General features: G+C 48.2%; 18 protein-coding genes. 6 read left to right on the top strand and 12 right to left on the bottom strand.

All coding sequences use genetic code 11. The features are described 5' to 3' along the window. Nucleotides 1-30: 30 nt before the first annotated feature. The 3 genes from lipA to CBE73_RS02815 all read right to left on the bottom strand — a co-directional run bounded on the left by lipA (nt 31) and on the right by CBE73_RS02815 (nt 2,189). Entirely contained in the window at nt 31-939 is a 909-nt protein-coding gene (gene lipA / locus CBE73_RS02825; protein WP_268237135.1) for a lipoyl synthase, read from the bottom strand. A gap of 144 nt (nt 940-1,083) precedes the next feature. Next, nucleotides 1,084-1,680 carry a nucleotidyltransferase domain-containing protein gene (locus CBE73_RS02820; protein WP_094092910.1) on the bottom strand — a complete coding sequence of 199 codons (597 nt, stop codon included), beginning with the start codon at nt 1,678-1,680 and terminating at the stop codon, nt 1,084-1,086. Nucleotides 1,681-1,811: 131 nt separating this feature from the next. Continuing rightward, complete coding sequence (locus CBE73_RS02815; RefSeq protein WP_342351909.1) at nt 1,812-2,189, bottom strand: GNAT family N-acetyltransferase; 378 nt, start codon at nt 2,187-2,189, stop codon at nt 1,812-1,814. 157 nt (nt 2,190-2,346) lie between these two features. Here CBE73_RS02815 and CBE73_RS02810 point away from each other — a divergent pair, with 157 nt between their 5' ends. Further along, on the top strand, nt 2,347-2,814 hold the full coding sequence (locus CBE73_RS02810; RefSeq protein ID WP_094092909.1) for a MarR family transcriptional regulator: 468 nt from the start codon (nt 2,347-2,349) through the stop codon (nt 2,812-2,814). A gap of 184 nt (nt 2,815-2,998) precedes the next feature. Next, entirely contained in the window at nt 2,999-4,444 is a 1,446-nt protein-coding gene (locus CBE73_RS02805) for an MDR family MFS transporter (protein ID WP_094092908.1), read from the top strand. Nucleotides 4,445-4,536: 92 nt separating this feature from the next. Here CBE73_RS02805 and CBE73_RS02800 read toward each other — a convergent pair whose 3' ends face one another. The 5 genes from CBE73_RS02800 to CBE73_RS02780 form a co-directional block, all read right to left on the bottom strand. Further along, nucleotides 4,537-5,424, bottom strand: a complete 888-nt coding sequence (locus CBE73_RS02800) for a hypothetical protein (protein ID WP_094092907.1) — start codon at nt 5,422-5,424, stop codon at nt 4,537-4,539. A gap of 195 nt (nt 5,425-5,619) precedes the next feature. Beyond that, nucleotides 5,620-6,063, bottom strand: coding sequence for a MerR family transcriptional regulator (locus CBE73_RS02795; protein ID WP_094092906.1), 444 nt, complete (start codon nt 6,061-6,063; stop codon nt 5,620-5,622). Between the two features lie 155 nt (nt 6,064-6,218). Then, on the bottom strand, nt 6,219-7,232 hold the full coding sequence (locus CBE73_RS02790; RefSeq protein ID WP_094092905.1) for an aldo/keto reductase: 1,014 nt from the start codon (nt 7,230-7,232) through the stop codon (nt 6,219-6,221). A gap of 261 nt (nt 7,233-7,493) precedes the next feature. Beyond that, nucleotides 7,494-9,032, bottom strand: a complete 1,539-nt coding sequence (locus CBE73_RS02785) for a glycine betaine uptake BCCT transporter (protein WP_094092904.1) — start codon at nt 9,030-9,032, stop codon at nt 7,494-7,496. 157 nt (nt 9,033-9,189) lie between these two features. Beyond that, on the bottom strand, nt 9,190-9,597 hold the full coding sequence (locus CBE73_RS02780) for a hypothetical protein (RefSeq protein ID WP_094092903.1): 408 nt from the start codon (nt 9,595-9,597) through the stop codon (nt 9,190-9,192). A 565-nt stretch (nt 9,598-10,162) separates the two neighbouring features. On the opposite strand from CBE73_RS02780, the gene CBE73_RS02775 reads away from it, so the two are divergent. Next, nucleotides 10,163-11,800 (top strand): glycosyl hydrolase family 18 protein, encoded by a 1,638-nt coding sequence (locus CBE73_RS02775; protein ID WP_094092902.1) that lies wholly within the window; start codon nt 10,163-10,165, stop codon nt 11,798-11,800. Between the two features lie 105 nt (nt 11,801-11,905). On the opposite strand, the gene CBE73_RS02770 is transcribed toward CBE73_RS02775, so the two are convergent. From CBE73_RS02770 to CBE73_RS02760, 3 genes are read right to left on the bottom strand one after another with little or no spacing between them, the layout of a single operon-like run. Continuing rightward, entirely contained in the window at nt 11,906-12,304 is a 399-nt protein-coding gene (locus CBE73_RS02770; protein WP_268237141.1) for a rhodanese-like domain-containing protein, read from the bottom strand. A 38-nt stretch (nt 12,305-12,342) separates the two neighbouring features. Beyond that, on the bottom strand, nt 12,343-12,672 hold the full coding sequence (locus tag CBE73_RS02765; RefSeq protein ID WP_094092900.1) for a rhodanese-like domain-containing protein: 330 nt from the start codon (nt 12,670-12,672) through the stop codon (nt 12,343-12,345). Between the two features lie 34 nt (nt 12,673-12,706). After that, nucleotides 12,707-12,976 carry a metal-sensitive transcriptional regulator gene (locus tag CBE73_RS02760; protein WP_094092899.1) on the bottom strand — a complete coding sequence of 90 codons (270 nt, stop codon included), beginning with the start codon at nt 12,974-12,976 and terminating at the stop codon, nt 12,707-12,709. Nucleotides 12,977-13,311: 335 nt separating this feature from the next. On the opposite strand from CBE73_RS02760, the gene folE2 reads away from it, so the two are divergent. Then, entirely contained in the window at nt 13,312-14,235 is a 924-nt protein-coding gene (gene folE2 / locus CBE73_RS02755) for a GTP cyclohydrolase FolE2 (protein ID WP_094092898.1), read from the top strand. 31 nt (nt 14,236-14,266) lie between these two features. Here folE2 and CBE73_RS02750 read toward each other — a convergent pair whose 3' ends face one another. Next, nucleotides 14,267-14,548, bottom strand: coding sequence for a hypothetical protein (locus CBE73_RS02750; protein WP_094092897.1), 282 nt, complete (start codon nt 14,546-14,548; stop codon nt 14,267-14,269). A 280-nt stretch (nt 14,549-14,828) separates the two neighbouring features. Between CBE73_RS02750 and CBE73_RS02745 the strand changes: the two genes are divergently transcribed. Both CBE73_RS02745 and CBE73_RS02740 read left to right on the top strand, forming a co-directional pair. Then, nucleotides 14,829-15,566, top strand: a complete 738-nt coding sequence (locus tag CBE73_RS02745; protein WP_094092896.1) for an AzlC family ABC transporter permease — start codon at nt 14,829-14,831, stop codon at nt 15,564-15,566. Beyond that, nucleotides 15,557-15,874: an AzlD domain-containing protein gene (locus tag CBE73_RS02740; protein WP_094092895.1), complete on the top strand. Its 318-nt coding sequence runs from the start codon at nt 15,557-15,559 to the stop codon at nt 15,872-15,874. Before CBE73_RS02745 ends, CBE73_RS02740 begins: the two co-directional genes overlap by 10 nt. Nucleotides 15,875-15,903: the final 29 nt, after the last annotated feature.

Genomic DNA, 15,903 nt, shown 5'->3' with positions numbered 1-15,903 from the left:
TCTTTCCTTCAAACGGAATGCACCTCCTTGTCACTCGGCCACCGGCGTTTGCTGCCGGTTCTTGGCATGCTCGGCCTGTTCATGCGCGTGGTAGGAGCTGCGAACCAGCGGGCCGGATTCCACGTGAGCGAAGCCGATGCGAAGTCCTTCTTCCTTGAGTTCTGCAAATTCTTCTGGAGTATAGTAACGCTGCAGCTGAATATGCTTCAGCGTAGGCTGCAAATATTGTCCAATCGTAATAATGTCCACACCGGCTTCATGGAGATCTTTCATCGCCTGAATCAGCTCTTCTTTCGTTTCACCGAGACCGACCATGATGCCAGATTTGGTAGTTTGGCCTGGACGAAGCTCTTTGGCCTGGCGCAGCACGCTGAGCGAACGGTCGTATTTGGCTTTGGCCCGTACTTTGTCCGATAAGCGGGCAACCGTTTCCAGATTGTGGTTAAGCACATCCGGCTTCGCATCGAGAACAACCTTAATTCGTTCCGGTTCTCCGCCAAGGTCAGGAATAAGCACCTCAACATTGGTTAGCGGATTCAGCTCACGAACCGCTTGGATTGTAGCGGCAAACATGGATGCTCCATGATCGTTCAGATCATCGCGAGCCACTGACGTAATCACGACATGCTTCAGTCCCATATCCCGAACCGACTCGGCTACGTGCATAGGTTCTTCCAGATCCAGCTCGGTCGGCAGTCCGCTCGTCACCGCGCAGAAGCGGCACGCTCGGGTGCAAATGCTTCCTAAAATCATAAAGGTAGCCGTACGCTGGCTCCAGCATTCATAGATGTTCGGACATTTAGCCTCCTCGCACACGGAATGGAGCTTGCGGCCGCGCATCATTTTCTTAAGTTCCTTATATTCCTCACCTGTATTCAGCGAAATGCGAAGCCAGTCCGGCTTTCTCTCCATAGTCTGACGCATGTTTTCCTCCTTCAAGTTCGTTAGGTCTCTATCATATGTCGCAACAATTGACGCAGGAGCGTTCTCATCTATGATGCATAGAAAATAAGGTTATGTAAGTGGAAAACGCCGCCTAATTTTCATTACCATTCCATATTCTAGCCCCATTGAGCCCAAGCTTCAAGTTTTCAGCAAATGTTTATCCAGTTCCTCGATCCAACTAGGGCTTCCGTTCATGGCTTTCATGTTTTCCTGTAACCACAGCTTGGCTGGACGTTCTGCTGCCGAACGGTGCAAATAAATTAAAAAGTCATGTTCATCTTCTTCCCTGGGATTCAAGCTTTTAAACAGAAGCTGCCAGGCCGGATTTACGTACGGAAGCTCGCCGGATTTTTTCGAGAATTCATCTAAACTCATTTGAATCCGGGTATTTTTTCTGAACAGAATTTGATCGTCCGTCCGGTTAGTCAGCAGAATTTCAAGAAATTGCTTGTCCTTATACATATGCAAACCATATCTCGGCGATTCAATGTCTTGGATCCCTCTGACTTTCTCCAGCCGCTGCTCTCCCGGGATAGCCACATAAATGTCCCATTCATGGAAATACTCCAACGCGTATTCGGCATCTTCCCGAAATAGGCAGAGGTCTACATCTTTATGGCTACGGGTCACTTCACCTACAAACAAATCAATGGTCCAGCCGCCGGCTACAAACCAAGGTTTATCAAAACCATTCATCTGCTGCTTAAGATCTGCGAAGACATCGGAATGAATCATTGGCGTTTTCTCCCTGCCCGATCAAACCTGTTCATATTCGCTCTTCAAAATACTCATTCTGATCACATCCCAGTACCGGCCTTTCTTATAGATCCTCTGTCTGGCTCTGCCTTCTTCTTTAAAGCCGCTTTTTAAATAACAGTTGTAGCTCTTGCATTAAACTCATAGACATCAAGCTCCAGCCTGTTCAAATTCATTTCCTCGAAAACGAACTTCTGCAGAACCCCGATCGCTTCACTGCCATAACCTTTGCCTAAATTGTCTTTGCTTCCTATTACAATCGCCAGAGAAGCATGCCGATTCTTCATGTTTATAGCATATAGTTCAATCTGGCCTATATAGTCCAGTGTGTCCTTCGAGGCAATGACAAAACTTTTGTTGCTGGACTTCCCCTCCATATTCATTCTGACAAAGGATTCCGTCTCTAACCGGGAATGCGAATATAAGAAAATGTCAGACAAAGTGCTCGTAATTTCCGGATCATTTACCCATTGCCTGATAGCATCCAAATCTGAATCGCGGTAATCCCTAAGAACAATTCTCTCTCTCCATAATAGTGCGGCATAGCTAAACATCCTTTCGTTTAGGGTTTCCTGTTCACGGATGGCTCAATTCCAGAAATCATAATATAATGTTAATATGTACGAGCGGTTGGGGGGATAGGTCATGAACAAACAAGAACAGGTCATCTCGGAATTCAGGGATTTATTTAACAAGATGGTTTGGCTTAACAAAAACAAAATGGAAGACAATCTTAAAGGCTATAAACCTTCTGAAGTTCATTGTATCGAATCCATTGGAAAAAATGTAGATCCCAACGTGACCAAACTCGCGGAATCCTTATATATGACCAAAGGCGCCATCAGCAAAATGACCAAGAAGCTTATGGATAGAGGCTTGATCGAAAGCTACCAGAAGCCAGGAAACAAGAAAGAAATCTATTTTAAGCTTACGGAGCAAGGAAAGGTCGTTTATCACATCCATGAAGAGCTGCACCAAGAGTTCCAGGAGCGGGACAAAGCTGTATTTGAGCAGATTACGGAAGGCCAGCTTGAAAGCACACTGCGCTTCATAGACCAGTACAGCAGACATTTGGATGCAGAAATAAAGAAACAAGGTTTAGAAATCAATTAAGCAAGCCAGCCCCTTAAATCCGAATCAAGAAAATGAAGCCTCACCAGCCAGCAGCCCGTTTCTAAAGAGAACGGGCTGCTTTTTTATTCTGATTTTTTATTGACAAGGAAACAAAAATGGGTTACTTTTAGTTGACAAAGAAACAAAAAATACTCTTAACGAAACGCTCTGAAAGGAGAATAAAATGACAACCCCTCAAATCAAACAGCAAGGATTACCCAAAGAAATTCTCATGGCCGCCTGGGCGATTGCCCTTGGAGCCATAGCCCCTATGCTGGACTCCACGATGGTGAACATCGCCGTCGATGAAATAAACAAAGATTTCAATACGACGCTCGGCACGATCCAATGGGCGATTACGGGTTATGTTTTAGCCCTGGCGATGGCCGTTCCGTTATCCGGCTGGTTGATGAACAAATTCAACGGTAAAAAAGTCTTTATCGGCGCCGTCATCGCCTTTGGTGTCACTTCGGTACTTGCCGGATTGAGCTGGGACGTTTCCAGCTTCATCTTGTTCCGTTTGCTTCAAGGCTTTAGCGCCGGGATCATCACTCCGCTTATGTCCACGCTTCTGGTCAAAACGGCAGGTCCGGACAATCTGGGCAAAGTAATGGCTATCGTCAGCACACCTATGATCTTTGGTCCCATTCTGGGCCCCGTAATCGGAGGTTTCCTCGTTCAAGGCGCATCTTGGCACTGGATCTTCTTCATCAATGTGTTCATCGTTGTGATTGCGGTACCCCTAATGATCAAAACGATCCCGGACTTCGAACCCTTCAACAAAGAGAGTAAATTGGACCTGTTCGGAATGATTACGTTATCCTTCATGAGTGCGGCCTTGATTTACGGCATTACGAAAGCGGCGGACCATGCCTCGTTCAACAATGGTGAAACCCGTCTGTGGGCGGGAATTGGCCTTGGATTAGCTGTCCTTTACATCGTGTATAACCGAATCCGAAACCATCAAACCGTGCTCCCCATGAATTTGTTTGCCCACAAGAGCTTCTCGGCCTCCAGCATCGGCTTGTTCCTGGCCAATATGGCCGTTATGGGACCGATGTTAATTCTGCCCTTGTTCTTTCAAACCTTCCGTCATTTCACGGCCATCGAAGCAGCGCTTGCATTGATTCCTCAAGGCATCGGGATGCTGGTTACCAGACCTTTGATCGGAACCCTGATTGATAAGATCGGTGCCAAATACGTCGTGATGGTCAGTCTTGTTCTATCCCTGATCGGATCAATCCCGCTAATGTTTATTACTGATCAAACCAGCATGATCTGGATTTCCCTGGTATTGTTTATCCGAGGTACCAGCTTTGGCGGCATTATGCTTCCGCTCACGAGTGACGCTTACACGGGACTTGACACCAACCAGCTTCCGGAAGCTGGTGTGGGGATCAATATGATTGAGAACCTCGGTTCCAGTTTTGGTTCAGCCGTAATCGCTACTGTTGTCGCCACCGCGGGACATGCAGGACAAGGATTGCAGCCAACGCTTGCACAAGGCTTGAAAGGTTATCATGCAGGCTTCTTGGTTTCCGCCCTAGTTCTCACTCTCATCTTCATTCCGGGACTGTTCCTCACGCATAGAAGTCTCAGACGCGGCCTTCGAGGTCGGCTGACCCGTTAGATGAAAAAATCAAAAAACAGCGGCAGCCCGGACGTGAATATGGATTCCGGGACTACCGCTGTTTTTCGTTCAGTTAAATGATCTAATCCTGTTTACTTGTTCAGCCTCTGCTGAATCATAACCGTCAGCTCGTCAAAGGTATTCCAAACGATCGGCCGGACTTCTTTGAAGGATGAGGAGTATTGCCTGGTTCCGGTTTCCCCGCCGTTTATCGTCCATATGACCGGAAGATTCAAAGCAAGCGCATATCCGGCTGCCAAATAGACTTCCGGGGAATGGTCCGTTAAGTCGGCGATGACCGCTTGGCTCATGGCAACGACTTCCAAAGTATTTGGCGAGTTTGACTGAGGCAGCATATGCGGCAGATAGCCAAGCTGCTCAATTTTTGGGAACAATGTCTCCTGCCACTGCGCTCGCAGCTCCGGTCCTTTCGAAAGAAGCACAGAACAATTTTTCAGCTTTTTGCCTCCTGCCTGGGCAGCGGCTTCCTTCCATCCTTTTGCCGTAAGCCGGAAGTTCATGCCCTCCCTGATAAGCAGATTGTCGCTGCTGAGCTTGTCCAAAATATACACCAGTTCCTGCAGATTGTGAGAATATGTCAGGTTATAGCTGGCCGACAATGGCTGAATCACTACAGGGTCCCCTTCCCGGTCTGCATGCCGATAAAGATACTGCAGCAGGCGGCCGCCTTTAGCTTCTATAGTTGCCGGAATTTGAGGGTCATTGACAATAGCATCCAAATCATCGGCTGCTAGAGTCACTTGTTCGCCGCGGTCTGTTTGTTCGCGAATATAGGCGGAAATGATATGCAGCGTGTCGCGTTTTTTGGGATGCGGCAGCGACTGAATCGGTTCATAGCTGTCTCGGCGCAGATTATAGAACCCGCCGGGGGAGCAGGCACAGTCTATGAATCTATCGGAATCCCTTTCGGGTTGAATCATAACGATCTTATCGCAGAATAAACAACGTTTCTTGATCATAAGCACTTATCACCTGTTATTTTGGATTGTATCTCCCTACCTTACCAAAAATTTGCGGTGAAGTGGACATGCAAATAATTCCAACCACAGGATCTTAAGGGCCGATTAAACGGTGAAAATCAGAGTACATTATATTATTAATGGAATTAATTATTTATGCTATTAAGTTTTAAATCCTTTAGTTTTCCCTGCCTACTATTGCCGATTTAACCTTGATTCCTCCAGCCTCTCTTTGAGCTTCTGATGAAGTTCTCCCTTGGGTTCGCTGGCGCCCTTCGTATCCGTCATAAGGGTATGGAAATACTCCATTTTAAAATTCATAAGCTCAAGTGTGGCATTAATTTCTGCCTGCTGCTCAGCAAGAAGATTTTTGTGTTCGATAAGGGCGTGGTAACAGGCTTCGTAATCACGGCTAGCTACCGCTGCCATATATCTTTCGATTTCTTTAAGCGGCATTTGGGTTCTTTTGAGACGGGTTACGAAGACAAGGCGGTCGTAGTCGGATCGGCTGTATTCCCGTTGTCCGTATTTATTACGCTTGGCCGGCGGGATCAAATTCATTTTCTCATAATAACGGATTGTATCGTAGCTAAGACCCGTCATTTCTGACATCTCGCCGATTGAATAGGTCGGTTCCATTCGTTTCTCTCCTTTGCCCCCAACTAGAAGATGATTCCTGACCACGTCTTTCCACTAGCTGAAATATACATCATCTTAGAAATGATTGTACCTTAGGTCTGGAGCATACCTCAAATCCGAGATTTAGGCTGTCGGGCCGTTCCCATGCTCCTATATTACCGCCGGCGCAGACGTTTATCCATAAGAGCCGGCGGCTCATCGGCATAGTTGTCTTCCGGATTGAGATCCTTACCCGGAGGCACAATCTCATCGATTCGATCAAGCTGTTCCTCCGTTAACTCCAGATCTGCACCAGCCAGAAGACTCTCGAGCTGCTCCGCTGTCCGCGGACCGATAATCACCGAAGAAACGGCCGGATGCGCCTTCACAAACGCTACAGCCAGATGAGGCAGTGTCACGCCTGATTCTTCAGCAAGCTTATTCAGCTTCTCAAGCGCTTCTGCTTTGGCGGCATTTCCGGGAAGTGCCGGGTCATACTGATCCGGCAGGGTTAACGCCCGGTGGCTGGCCGTTAAATCCGCGCGTCCGGATAACCATCCGCTATTCAGCGGACTATACGTTATCACGCCCATCCCATACCGCAGCGCCGTAGGCAGAACCGCACCCTCCAGCCTTCTTGTAAAGATGGAGTATCTGGGCTGCTCCGTCAGAAAACGATGATAGTTGCCCCGCCGGGCAGCCCATTGAGCCTCAACGATCCACTCGGCCGGGAAGGTTGATGAACCAATTGCCCTTACTTTACCCTCGCGGATCAAGTCGGACAGCGCCGCAAGCGTTTCGGCCATATCGGTGTGAACATCCAGACGGTGGATTTGATAAAGGTCAATATAGTCCGTATCCAGCCGCCGCAAACTGTCCTCAACCGCCTTTTTGATCCATCTGGCTGAACCTCCCCGCTGGTTAGGATCAGCGCTCATAGGCAGCCCGAACTTGGTGGCTAGGATCACTTGGTCCCTCCGCCCTTTCAGCGCCTTGCCGACGATAACCTCAGATTCTCCCTTTGAATAAACGTCGGCCGTATCCATGATATTGATTCCGGCGTCCAGCGCTTGATGAATGATGCGAACGGAATCTCCATGATCTTGATTTCCCATGGCTCCGAACATCATGGCTCCAAGCGTATACTCGCTCACGGACATGCCGGTAGCCCCAAGAATACGATATTTCATTTTGATTTCCTCCTCAGATTTGGTATAAATAGGGTCTGTTACATCTGCTTCCTTTCCCCTATTCAGCTGTATTCTAAGTGCTGGAGTGAACTCAAGCGCAAGATGTTTTTTCCGCAAACCTAAAAATATTGAATGGAACTTGACCGCAGCGGACTAACCAGTAAACGAGAAGCACCGTCTAAGGCAGTTTATCCAAAATCAAGTCAATCAAGGAGTGAGGCTATCTTCATTCATTCAGTAGTCCTTGTTTCTAGGTGATCGTCATTTCGCTGCGGTTGATTCCTCCAACAGCCGTTTCAGTTTCATCCGCTGCTGCTTCTCTTTCCTGCGGCGTTCCTTGTCTTCAGCCTGCAGCGCTTTGAGCAGCGAGAAGCACATGCCGATCAGAACGACTGCAAACGGCAGTGCAGCTGCAACTGAAGCTGTCTGGAGCCCATTTAAACCGCCGCTGATCAGCAGGACGACTGCGATTCCTGACTGTAAAATCCCCCAGGTAATTTTGACTTTGTTGCTTGGATTCAAATTTCCGTCCGATGTCAGCATGCCGAGTACAAACGTTGCCGAATCGGCTGATGTAATAAAGAAGGTCATGATCAAAAGCGTAGCAATAAATGCTATGATCGTTCCTAAAGGGAGCTGTTCCAGCGTAATAAAAAGAGCCGTTGTCGTATCTCTTTGAACAGCCTCCGCCAAATTTGCAAAATCGAACATTTCCAGCTGCAGGCCCGTGCCGCCAAATACCGAAAACCAGATAAATCCGAACAAACTCGGAATAATCATCACGCAGATGACAAATTCCTTAATGGTTCTGCCTTTGGACACCCGGGCAATAAAGGTGCCGACAAAAGGAGCCCAGGCAATCCACCAGGCCCAATAGAACAGCGTCCATGCGCCAACCCAGGTACTTTCGGAGAACGGCGTAAGCCTTAAGCTCATGTTGACTATATTTTGCAGGTAGCTGCCCAAAGTCGTCGTAAAGGTATCAAAGATAAAAGAAGTCGGTCCTGTTACCCAGACAAACATCATGAGCAGTACGGCAATAATCAGATTAGCGTTGCTCAGAATCTTGATTCCTTTATCCAAACCTGTGCTTGCCGACAGCAGGAACAAGATAGTTACCACAGTTATGATAAGGATTTGAGACCAAGCCGTGTTCGGAAGTCCAAACAGGTGATGGAGTCCTCCTCCAATTTGCAGCGCCCCCAGCCCAAGCGAGGTGGCTACGCCGAAGATGGTAGCGATCACAGCCAGAATGTCGATGGTTTTGCCAAGCCATCCGTTGACCAGCCGCTCACCAAACAGAGGAATGAAGGTGAAGCTGATTAACCCTTTATATCCTTTTCGAAATTGAAAATAAGCCAGAGACAAAGCTATAACCGTATAAATCGCCCATGGATGAAGCCCCCAATGAAAAAAGGAATAACGCATCGCCAGGCGAGCCGCCTCCGTTGTTCCTCCTTTAGCCCCTTCCGGAGGAGATAAGTAATGGGACAAGGGTTCCGCTACTCCCCAAAAGACAAGTCCAATTCCCATACCTGCGCTGAACAGCATGGATAACCAGGAAAGGGTGGAATATTCCGGTTCATCATCGTCATCACCCAATCGGATATTCCCGTACCTGCTGAAAGCTAAATACAGCGCAAATAGTAGAAAAAACAACGTCGCGAGCAAATAAAACCAGCCAAAATTTTGAATAGAGAAATTATAGGCTTGATTAGCTGCAGCGGCCAAGCTATCTGGGGCAATGGCTCCCCATATAGCAAATAATGCAGCGATGATAATTGTGATTGTAAATACCATAGCAACCTCCATGTAGCCAAATGGCGTACGCATCTTGTTCTCAGTATGTACCAATGCAGGCAAGAATATTTTGCCGCATGATATGGCTTGCGGGTTAAGCAAAAGGAACCGCCGCAGTTCTGCTGCAGCGGTTCCTTTAATCTTCTTACAAACTTGATTACTGCTGATAACCGTTGTTTTGACCCGTTCCCATAGATCCGATCGAAGCCTGTCCGAAACCGCTTTGTCCAAACGACTGTGTTCCAAAAGTAGGCTGGTTATAACCGGTGTGCTGGATTCCTGCCCCAAATGCTGGGTTTTGAGCAGAATGTTCGATTTGATTGACCAAACTGGAGATCTGTTGATACTGCTGCATTGCCATTTGATGGCCTTGGAGCGCGTGTTGAATCGTTTGGGCTGCTTTGCGTTCACGCTGGGAAAGTTCTTCAAGACGCATGGCATTCTGCTGTTCCTGCTCCAGCATTTGTTGGTACATTACGGTAGCCTGGCGGGTTTGCTGTTCAAGCTCACGAATAGTTTGCTCGATTTGGCGGATTTGCTGGGACACGTTCATAGGGTTCATCATTTCATTTATTCCTCCTAAGGGATGTTGATGGTGGCTTCCGAAATTCAGAATTACCTTTACTGCAAAGATATATACCTAGAGTCCCCTCCTTAGCGGCCTGAAGAGATTTGAAAAAATTCCCCCATTAAAGTCGGATTTTATCCCTAGACCAATGCCGAAATATGGATGAAAATAGAAATACCTTCACCCGCTCCTTTTGAAGTGGGCTTCCTTCTATTCGTCTATCCTTTACATCCTGCTATTTTTCTATCAGCCCTCGATATGGTTTTAGCGCTAAACAACAACGACAGACAACAAAGCTCCTGAAGTAAAACGCAGTCAAATTTATTGTTTTATGGATTAAATCTGCAGCGTCGTCCATCTATTTTTGCTGTGCAAAAACATGCTCTATTGAGAGAAAGTTGAGAGACTCGGTGATAGATTCGCAGATAGACTTATTAAGCGGGCAGAAACAACGGGTGAAGGTCAGCTGAATCAGCGGGAGGTGAATCTGAACATTTGAAATACAAGGCTTCCATAAGATCAGGATTTATCCATTGAAATCTTTAATAAGGGAGGCAAATCGATGATGTTGTTCAGAAATAAGAAGCATCGTAAATCCTTCTCCATCGTAATGATCGCCGTACTTTTACTTACGCTATTTCCTGCTTTGGGCTCCTCCGTCAAAACGGCCACAGCCGCTCAAGATTACAAGCTTGTCGGGTATTATCCATCGTGGTCGGCTTATGCGCGGGGATATAATGTTTCTGACATAGATCCGACCAAGATGAACGTCATTAATTATGCTTTTGCCGATATTTGCTGGAACGGCATCCACGGCAACCCCGATCCAACCGGTCCTAACCCGGTAACCTGGACCTGTCAAAATGAGCAGGCGCAGACGATCAATGTGCCAAACGGGACGATTGTCCTCGGCGATCCCTGGATCGATACGGGTAAGAGCTTCGATGGCGACAAATGGGATGATCCGATCAAAGGCAATCTGAAGCAGCTCTGGAAACTGAAAGAGCGGAATCCGAACCTGAAGACCGTCATCTCCGTTGGCGGCTGGACCTGGTCAAACCGCTTCTCGGACGTAGCCGCATCGGCGGCCACACGCGAAGTATTCGCCAATTCAGCTGTTGATTTCATTCGCAAATACCAGATGGACGGTGTTGACCTGGACTGGGAATACCCGGTAGGCGGCGGCCTTGCCGGCAACAGCGTCCGTCCTGAAGATAAACAAAACTATGTACTTTTGCTGCAAAAAATCCGTGAAAAATTAAATGCCGCCGGCCAAGCGGACGGCAAAACCTATCTGCTGACCATAGCCTCCGGTGCAAGCCCTTCTTATGCAGCCAACAACAATCTGGCTGGAATCGCTTCGGTTGTCGATTGGATCAACATCATGACCTATGACTTTAACGGCTCCTGGAACACGACAACCGGACATAACGCACCTCTCTATTATGATCCTGCCACCGCCTCCACCGGCTTGACCGATCCACAAAATTTCAATATCGATAAGGCAGTCACCACCTATTTGGCTAACGGCGTGCCGGCGAATAAGCTGGTATTGGGAATGCCGTTCTATGGACGCGGCTGGAGCGGCGCACCAAACACAGGTAATGGTCAATACCAGGTTTCTTCCGGAATCTCGAATTCAGGAACCTGGGAGAACGGCAGCTATGACTTCTACGACCTTGAGGCCAATTATATTAACAAAAACGGCTACACCCGCTACTGGAACGATACGGCCAAAGTCCCTTACCTTTATAACCCTTCAACCAGGACCTTCATCAGTTACGACGATGCCGAATCTATCGGATATAAGATCAATTATTTGAAATCCAAAGGGCTGGCCGGCGCCATGTTCTGGGAACTGAGCGGGGACCGCAACAAAACACTGCAGAACAAGTTGATTACGGAGCTGCCGGGAGGCCCGGTACCAACGCCAAGTCCTACGCCATCGCCGACACCTGCTCCTACACCAACACCAACTCCAGGCCCTACCCCGACACCTTCGCCGACGCCTAGTCCTACGCCCGCTCCTACACCATCTCCAACTCCTGCTCCCGGTACATCAGCTTGGGCTGCTGGTGTTTCCTACCATGTGGGGGATGTCGTTACTTATGGCGGATACACCTATACTTGCTTGCAGGCCCATACCTCCATCGTGACTTGGGAACCGCCAAACACACCGGCTTTATGGAAGCTGAATTGATTGGAGATAACAAAGCGAATAAAAGCGCTGCCCGACGTACAATGGGGGTTTCTCCCGTTGTACGCGGCAGCGCTTTTTTCTTGTAATGTATACTATTTCTGCAGATTATAAACTGAAGCCTTGTTGATTGGGACAATCCGCCTTTGTAATGGAGGCCTGATTTAGCCATTCTTCATGTTGAAAGATATTTCCGCGTAAGGCATACAGCTTGTGAAAGCCCCTTTTCCGCAAAATTCTGGCGGCCTTCTTCGTTTTGAAAGGATGAGCGGACACAATAACCACACATTGCTCGGGAGATAATGCTTTTCTCCATACAAAAGGCAAACGGCCCAATGAAATATTGACAGAGCAAGGCAGGTGAAGCTGTTGGAAATCAGACGTGTCGCGGACATCCAGCATTTTCATCTCCGGGCACTGCTTTCTCTTGTTCTTCCAGTCCCTAATATCGACAAAGGAGAGATACTGAAGAGGCCAAAGCTGACGGACCAGCCAGACCAAGAACATTCCTCCTGCTCCAAGCAAAATGATCCCCAATATCATGATCAGTTGGACTCCCTTTCACCAGACAGTTCTCCGGTCCATCTCAGAAGACCTCCGGTCAGATTGACGACTTTGAAGCCCCTCTCATGCAGGATTTCACAAGCAAGGCCGCTCCGGCCGCCGCTCCTGCACATCACAACCCACTCTTTATTCCGGTCAAGCTCCTCGCACCGTTCAGGAAGAGCTCCTAGAGGAATATGTTTGGCCCCGGGAAGATGGCCTTCAAACCACTCACCCGGCTCACGCACATCCAGCATCATTACCGTTTCTCCTTGATGCAGCCGCTCTTCCAGCTGCTCAGGCGAAATTTCTTTGGGTACTTTAAAAGCCATTCATTCGGCCTCCTTTATTGTTAAAGCCATTTCATCAGCGGCTTTTGACCAGCAGTTCAATAGCTTGCTTCACTAATTGGTCCGTGTCCGGATTTTCAGCTGCTTGTTCTTCGTAAATGCACCTGCTCAAGTTCTCCGCCACAATTTGGGCTATAGCCTTGTCGGCAGCATTTCGGACGGCGGACAGCTGTGCCACAACGTCCTTGCATGATTTTCCTTCTTCCATTAGACGCAATACGCCTCTGGTTTGCCCTTCAATTCTTCGAAGACGAGCTTTAATCTCGTCCGGATAATGAACATTCATTTGTGGCGCCTCCTAGCTGCTTACCCTTTCCTATACCCCAGGGGGTATTATAATCGAAACTCCTGTACTGGATCAAGGCAATCGGCAGAATTTTCATTATTACGTTTATATTCACGGCAATAAACCTGACCTCCCGGACCCGGAATATTTTCCGTTTTTTATTAACAGCTTCTATTCAACATCTTTACCCGTGAAATGATATAGACATGTCTGTACTTACATGCTGCGCCAAGGAGTAAATTGACAAGGCTCAAAATCGTTTTTATACTGTTAATAGTTATTTTTACGATTAATCGACCAAACAAAATTCAACAAGAATTCTAGGAGCTATCATTATGAAATCATATGCTGCACAGCCGCTTCCTTCGAAAGAAGAGCGACTTATCCGGTTTGGTTCGGTTCCGCCTATTCCCGGGAACAAACCGACTACCAAAGAAAAAATGTCTGACCTTCAGAATCGGAGCCATGATTATTTGTTTAACATCAACCAGGTAGGTATATGTAAAGTCCGTCATCCGATTCAAATCCGCTCGGAGCTGATACCGGACATTCAAACCACCGTTGCCGAATTAACGTTGACGACGAGTCTGCAGCGGGAGTCCAAAGGAATCAATATGAGCAGACTGACCGAGCTGCTTGAGCGGTACAGACGGGAGAAGTGGGAAGCGGACTTTGAGGGACTGCAGCGGCTTGCCGCCGAAATGGCCGAATACATGGAGCAAACCCAGGCGGAGATCGAGCTTGAATTCCCTTGGTTCTACGAGCGCAGTTCCCCTGTTTTAGGAATGACGGGTCTAAACCATTCTCAGGCCTCCATGAAAGTCATCTACGCCCAAGGAAACCCCCTGGAATTTGTCTTGAAGCTCCAAACGGCCGTTACCACCTTGTGTCCGTGCTCCAAAGAGATCAGCGAATACAGTGCCCATAACCAGCGGGGAAATGTGACGGTTACGGTTGAATTGGACGAGACCTCGCTTCCGCAAAGCGATTGGAAAACGCTCCTGCTGGATGCCATAGAATCCAACGCCAGCTCTCCCCTGCATCCTGTTCTTAAACGCCCGGACGAGAAAGCTGTTACAGAAAGGGCTTATGAGAATCCACGTTTCGTGGAGGATATGGCGCGGCTCGTTGCCGCCGATTTGTACGAAATGGATTTCGTGAAGGCTTTTAAGGTGGAATGCCGGAACGAAGAATCTATCCATCTGCATGATGCTTTAGCGGTCATTAGTTTTGATAACACAACAGAAGCGGCCCTTTGAGGGACCGCTTCTGTTTTCTTTTTCCGGCATCTTATTTGTTTACTCCAATCCTTCGGCCAGACTCCGTTCTGCGTTTGCCTGTCCCCGGCGGGCCAAACATCATGATTTTGTTCGAAACGGGCACATCATGCTTTTCGAATTGTTCTTTCATCGCTAATATAGCCTGAAACTCCTCTATAATCGTCTTATTAGCCGGGGATAACACGATGTATTTGGCTTTGCGGGAACACTCCTTCGGGGAATAAACGGTGGCCATGTCCATGCCTTTAGCGGTGGGAAGGCGGCTGCTGTTGAACCGGTTGCTTTTGCTCATAATCTGTTAAACTACTCCTTCATGTCCTTGTTCAATGCTTCCCTACTTCTTCTTTGCCCCGCATTGTTCCTCGGTCGCTGTTCGTAGGGAAGCTTGCTTTATGGTCTAATCGTAATAATTACGAATTATATCGCTATTGTAGCCAGTTCCTTCTATAACGTCAACTTTTCAGCAGCGCAGCACTTCGATTTTGGGAAATCCATAGTTTTTCTTCCCGCTGTCATTGTATGATGAAAGTTATACGATAGGTTTACGAGATATTAAATAAAGAAAGAGTTGGATGGCTTTGCAGGAGAACTTAACCGCACCTAATTATGAACCGCACATTCAGGAAGAACGTTTTCTCCAAGGGGTCAAAAGCTGTATCCCCACATTATTGGGCTATTTGAGCATCGGCTTTGCTGCCGGTGTGGTCGAGAAAACGGCCGGGCTCAGCATAGCTGAAATCCTGCTGATGTCCGTGCTCATTTATGCCGGCTCTGCCCAGTTTATTGCCGCAGGCATGCTGGCCGCTTCCGGTTCGCCGGCCGCGATCGTGCTTACGATCTTCTTCGTCAACCTGCGCCATTTGCTGCTCAGCGCGGCTTTATCGCCTTATTTCCGGCTTCTCTCCCCGCTCAAAAATTTGCTGGTAGGCGCCCTGCTTACCGACGAAACGTTTGGGGTGGCCATTCACCAGGCGGCTATGAAGCATAGGCTTTCGGAAAAGTGGATGCACGGCTTGAATCTCACGGCTTATTTGAACTGGATCATAGCCAATATCGCCGGCGCTTTTCTGGGCCAGTGGATTGCCGACCCGGAACAGCTCGGGCTGGACTTTGCCCTGCCGGCCATGTTTATCGGCCTTTTGGTGCTTCAGCTGATCAGCCGCCGAAAGCTTAAGGCCGATCTGCTTGTGGTCTTATGTTCGATCTGCCTGGTTGTCGCGTTAAGTTATTTGACCTCCAGCAGCATTACGATCATCTTGGCTACGATAGCTGCTTCAACTCTCGGAATGGCGGTGAGCAGATGGAAATAAGATGGGATGTCTTCCTCATGATTGTCGGGGCCTCAATCGTCACCTTGATTCCGAGAGTGCTGCCGCTTGTCTTGCTCAGCCGGATTCAAATCCCCGAATGGGGCATGCGCTGGCTGAATTTTGTGCCCGTAGCGGTAATGGCCGCTTTGATCGGACAAGAATTGCTGGTACAGGACGGAAAGCTGTCGCTTGGCGTGGAAGTGATCGCTGCGCTTCCCGCTTTTGCCGCATCTGTCTTGACCCGCAGCCTGCTGGCGACCGTCATTGTCGGCATGCTGGCCATGATGGCGCTGCGTTTCTTTTGGTAGCAGCGCGTACGAAACAAACAAACCCAAAG

The organism is Paenibacillus physcomitrellae (genome assembly GCF_002240225.1).
Taxonomy (GTDB): domain Bacteria; phylum Bacillota; class Bacilli; order Paenibacillales; family Paenibacillaceae; genus Fontibacillus; species Fontibacillus physcomitrellae.
This window is presented reverse-complemented; position numbering and strand designations above follow the sequence as displayed.

Excerpts from the sequence above, each read along its gene's own strand:
- CBE73_RS02820 (WP_094092910.1), bottom strand. The coding sequence starts at position 1,680 with ATGATTCATTCCGATGTCTTCGCAGATCTTAAGCAGCAGATGAATGGT.
- CBE73_RS02810 (WP_094092909.1), top strand. The coding sequence starts at position 2,347 with ATGAACAAACAAGAACAGGTCATCTCGGAATTCAGGGATTTATTTAAC.
- CBE73_RS02805 (WP_094092908.1), top strand. The coding sequence starts at position 2,999 with ATGACAACCCCTCAAATCAAACAGCAAGGATTACCCAAAGAAATTCTC.
- CBE73_RS02800 (WP_094092907.1), bottom strand. The coding sequence starts at position 5,424 with ATGATCAAGAAACGTTGTTTATTCTGCGATAAGATCGTTATGATTCAA.
- CBE73_RS02795 (WP_094092906.1), bottom strand. The coding sequence starts at position 6,063 with ATGGAACCGACCTATTCAATCGGCGAGATGTCAGAAATGACGGGTCTT.
- CBE73_RS02790 (WP_094092905.1), bottom strand. The coding sequence starts at position 7,232 with ATGAAATATCGTATTCTTGGGGCTACCGGCATGTCCGTGAGCGAGTAT.
- CBE73_RS02785 (WP_094092904.1), bottom strand. The coding sequence starts at position 9,032 with ATGGTATTTACAATCACAATTATCATCGCTGCATTATTTGCTATATGG.
- CBE73_RS02780 (WP_094092903.1), bottom strand. The coding sequence starts at position 9,597 with ATGATGAACCCTATGAACGTGTCCCAGCAAATCCGCCAAATCGAGCAA.
- CBE73_RS02775 (WP_094092902.1), top strand. The coding sequence starts at position 10,163 with ATGATGTTGTTCAGAAATAAGAAGCATCGTAAATCCTTCTCCATCGTA.
- CBE73_RS02770 (WP_268237141.1), bottom strand. The coding sequence starts at position 12,304 with ATGTTCTTGGTCTGGCTGGTCCGTCAGCTTTGGCCTCTTCAGTATCTC.
- CBE73_RS02765 (WP_094092900.1), bottom strand. The coding sequence starts at position 12,672 with ATGGCTTTTAAAGTACCCAAAGAAATTTCGCCTGAGCAGCTGGAAGAG.
- CBE73_RS02760 (WP_094092899.1), bottom strand. The coding sequence starts at position 12,976 with ATGAATGTTCATTATCCGGACGAGATTAAAGCTCGTCTTCGAAGAATT.
- folE2 (WP_094092898.1), top strand. The coding sequence starts at position 13,312 with ATGAAATCATATGCTGCACAGCCGCTTCCTTCGAAAGAAGAGCGACTT.
- CBE73_RS02750 (WP_094092897.1), bottom strand. The coding sequence starts at position 14,548 with ATGAGCAAAAGCAACCGGTTCAACAGCAGCCGCCTTCCCACCGCTAAA.
- CBE73_RS02745 (WP_094092896.1), top strand. The coding sequence starts at position 14,829 with ATGGCTTTGCAGGAGAACTTAACCGCACCTAATTATGAACCGCACATT.
- CBE73_RS02740 (WP_094092895.1), top strand. The coding sequence starts at position 15,557 with ATGGAAATAAGATGGGATGTCTTCCTCATGATTGTCGGGGCCTCAATC.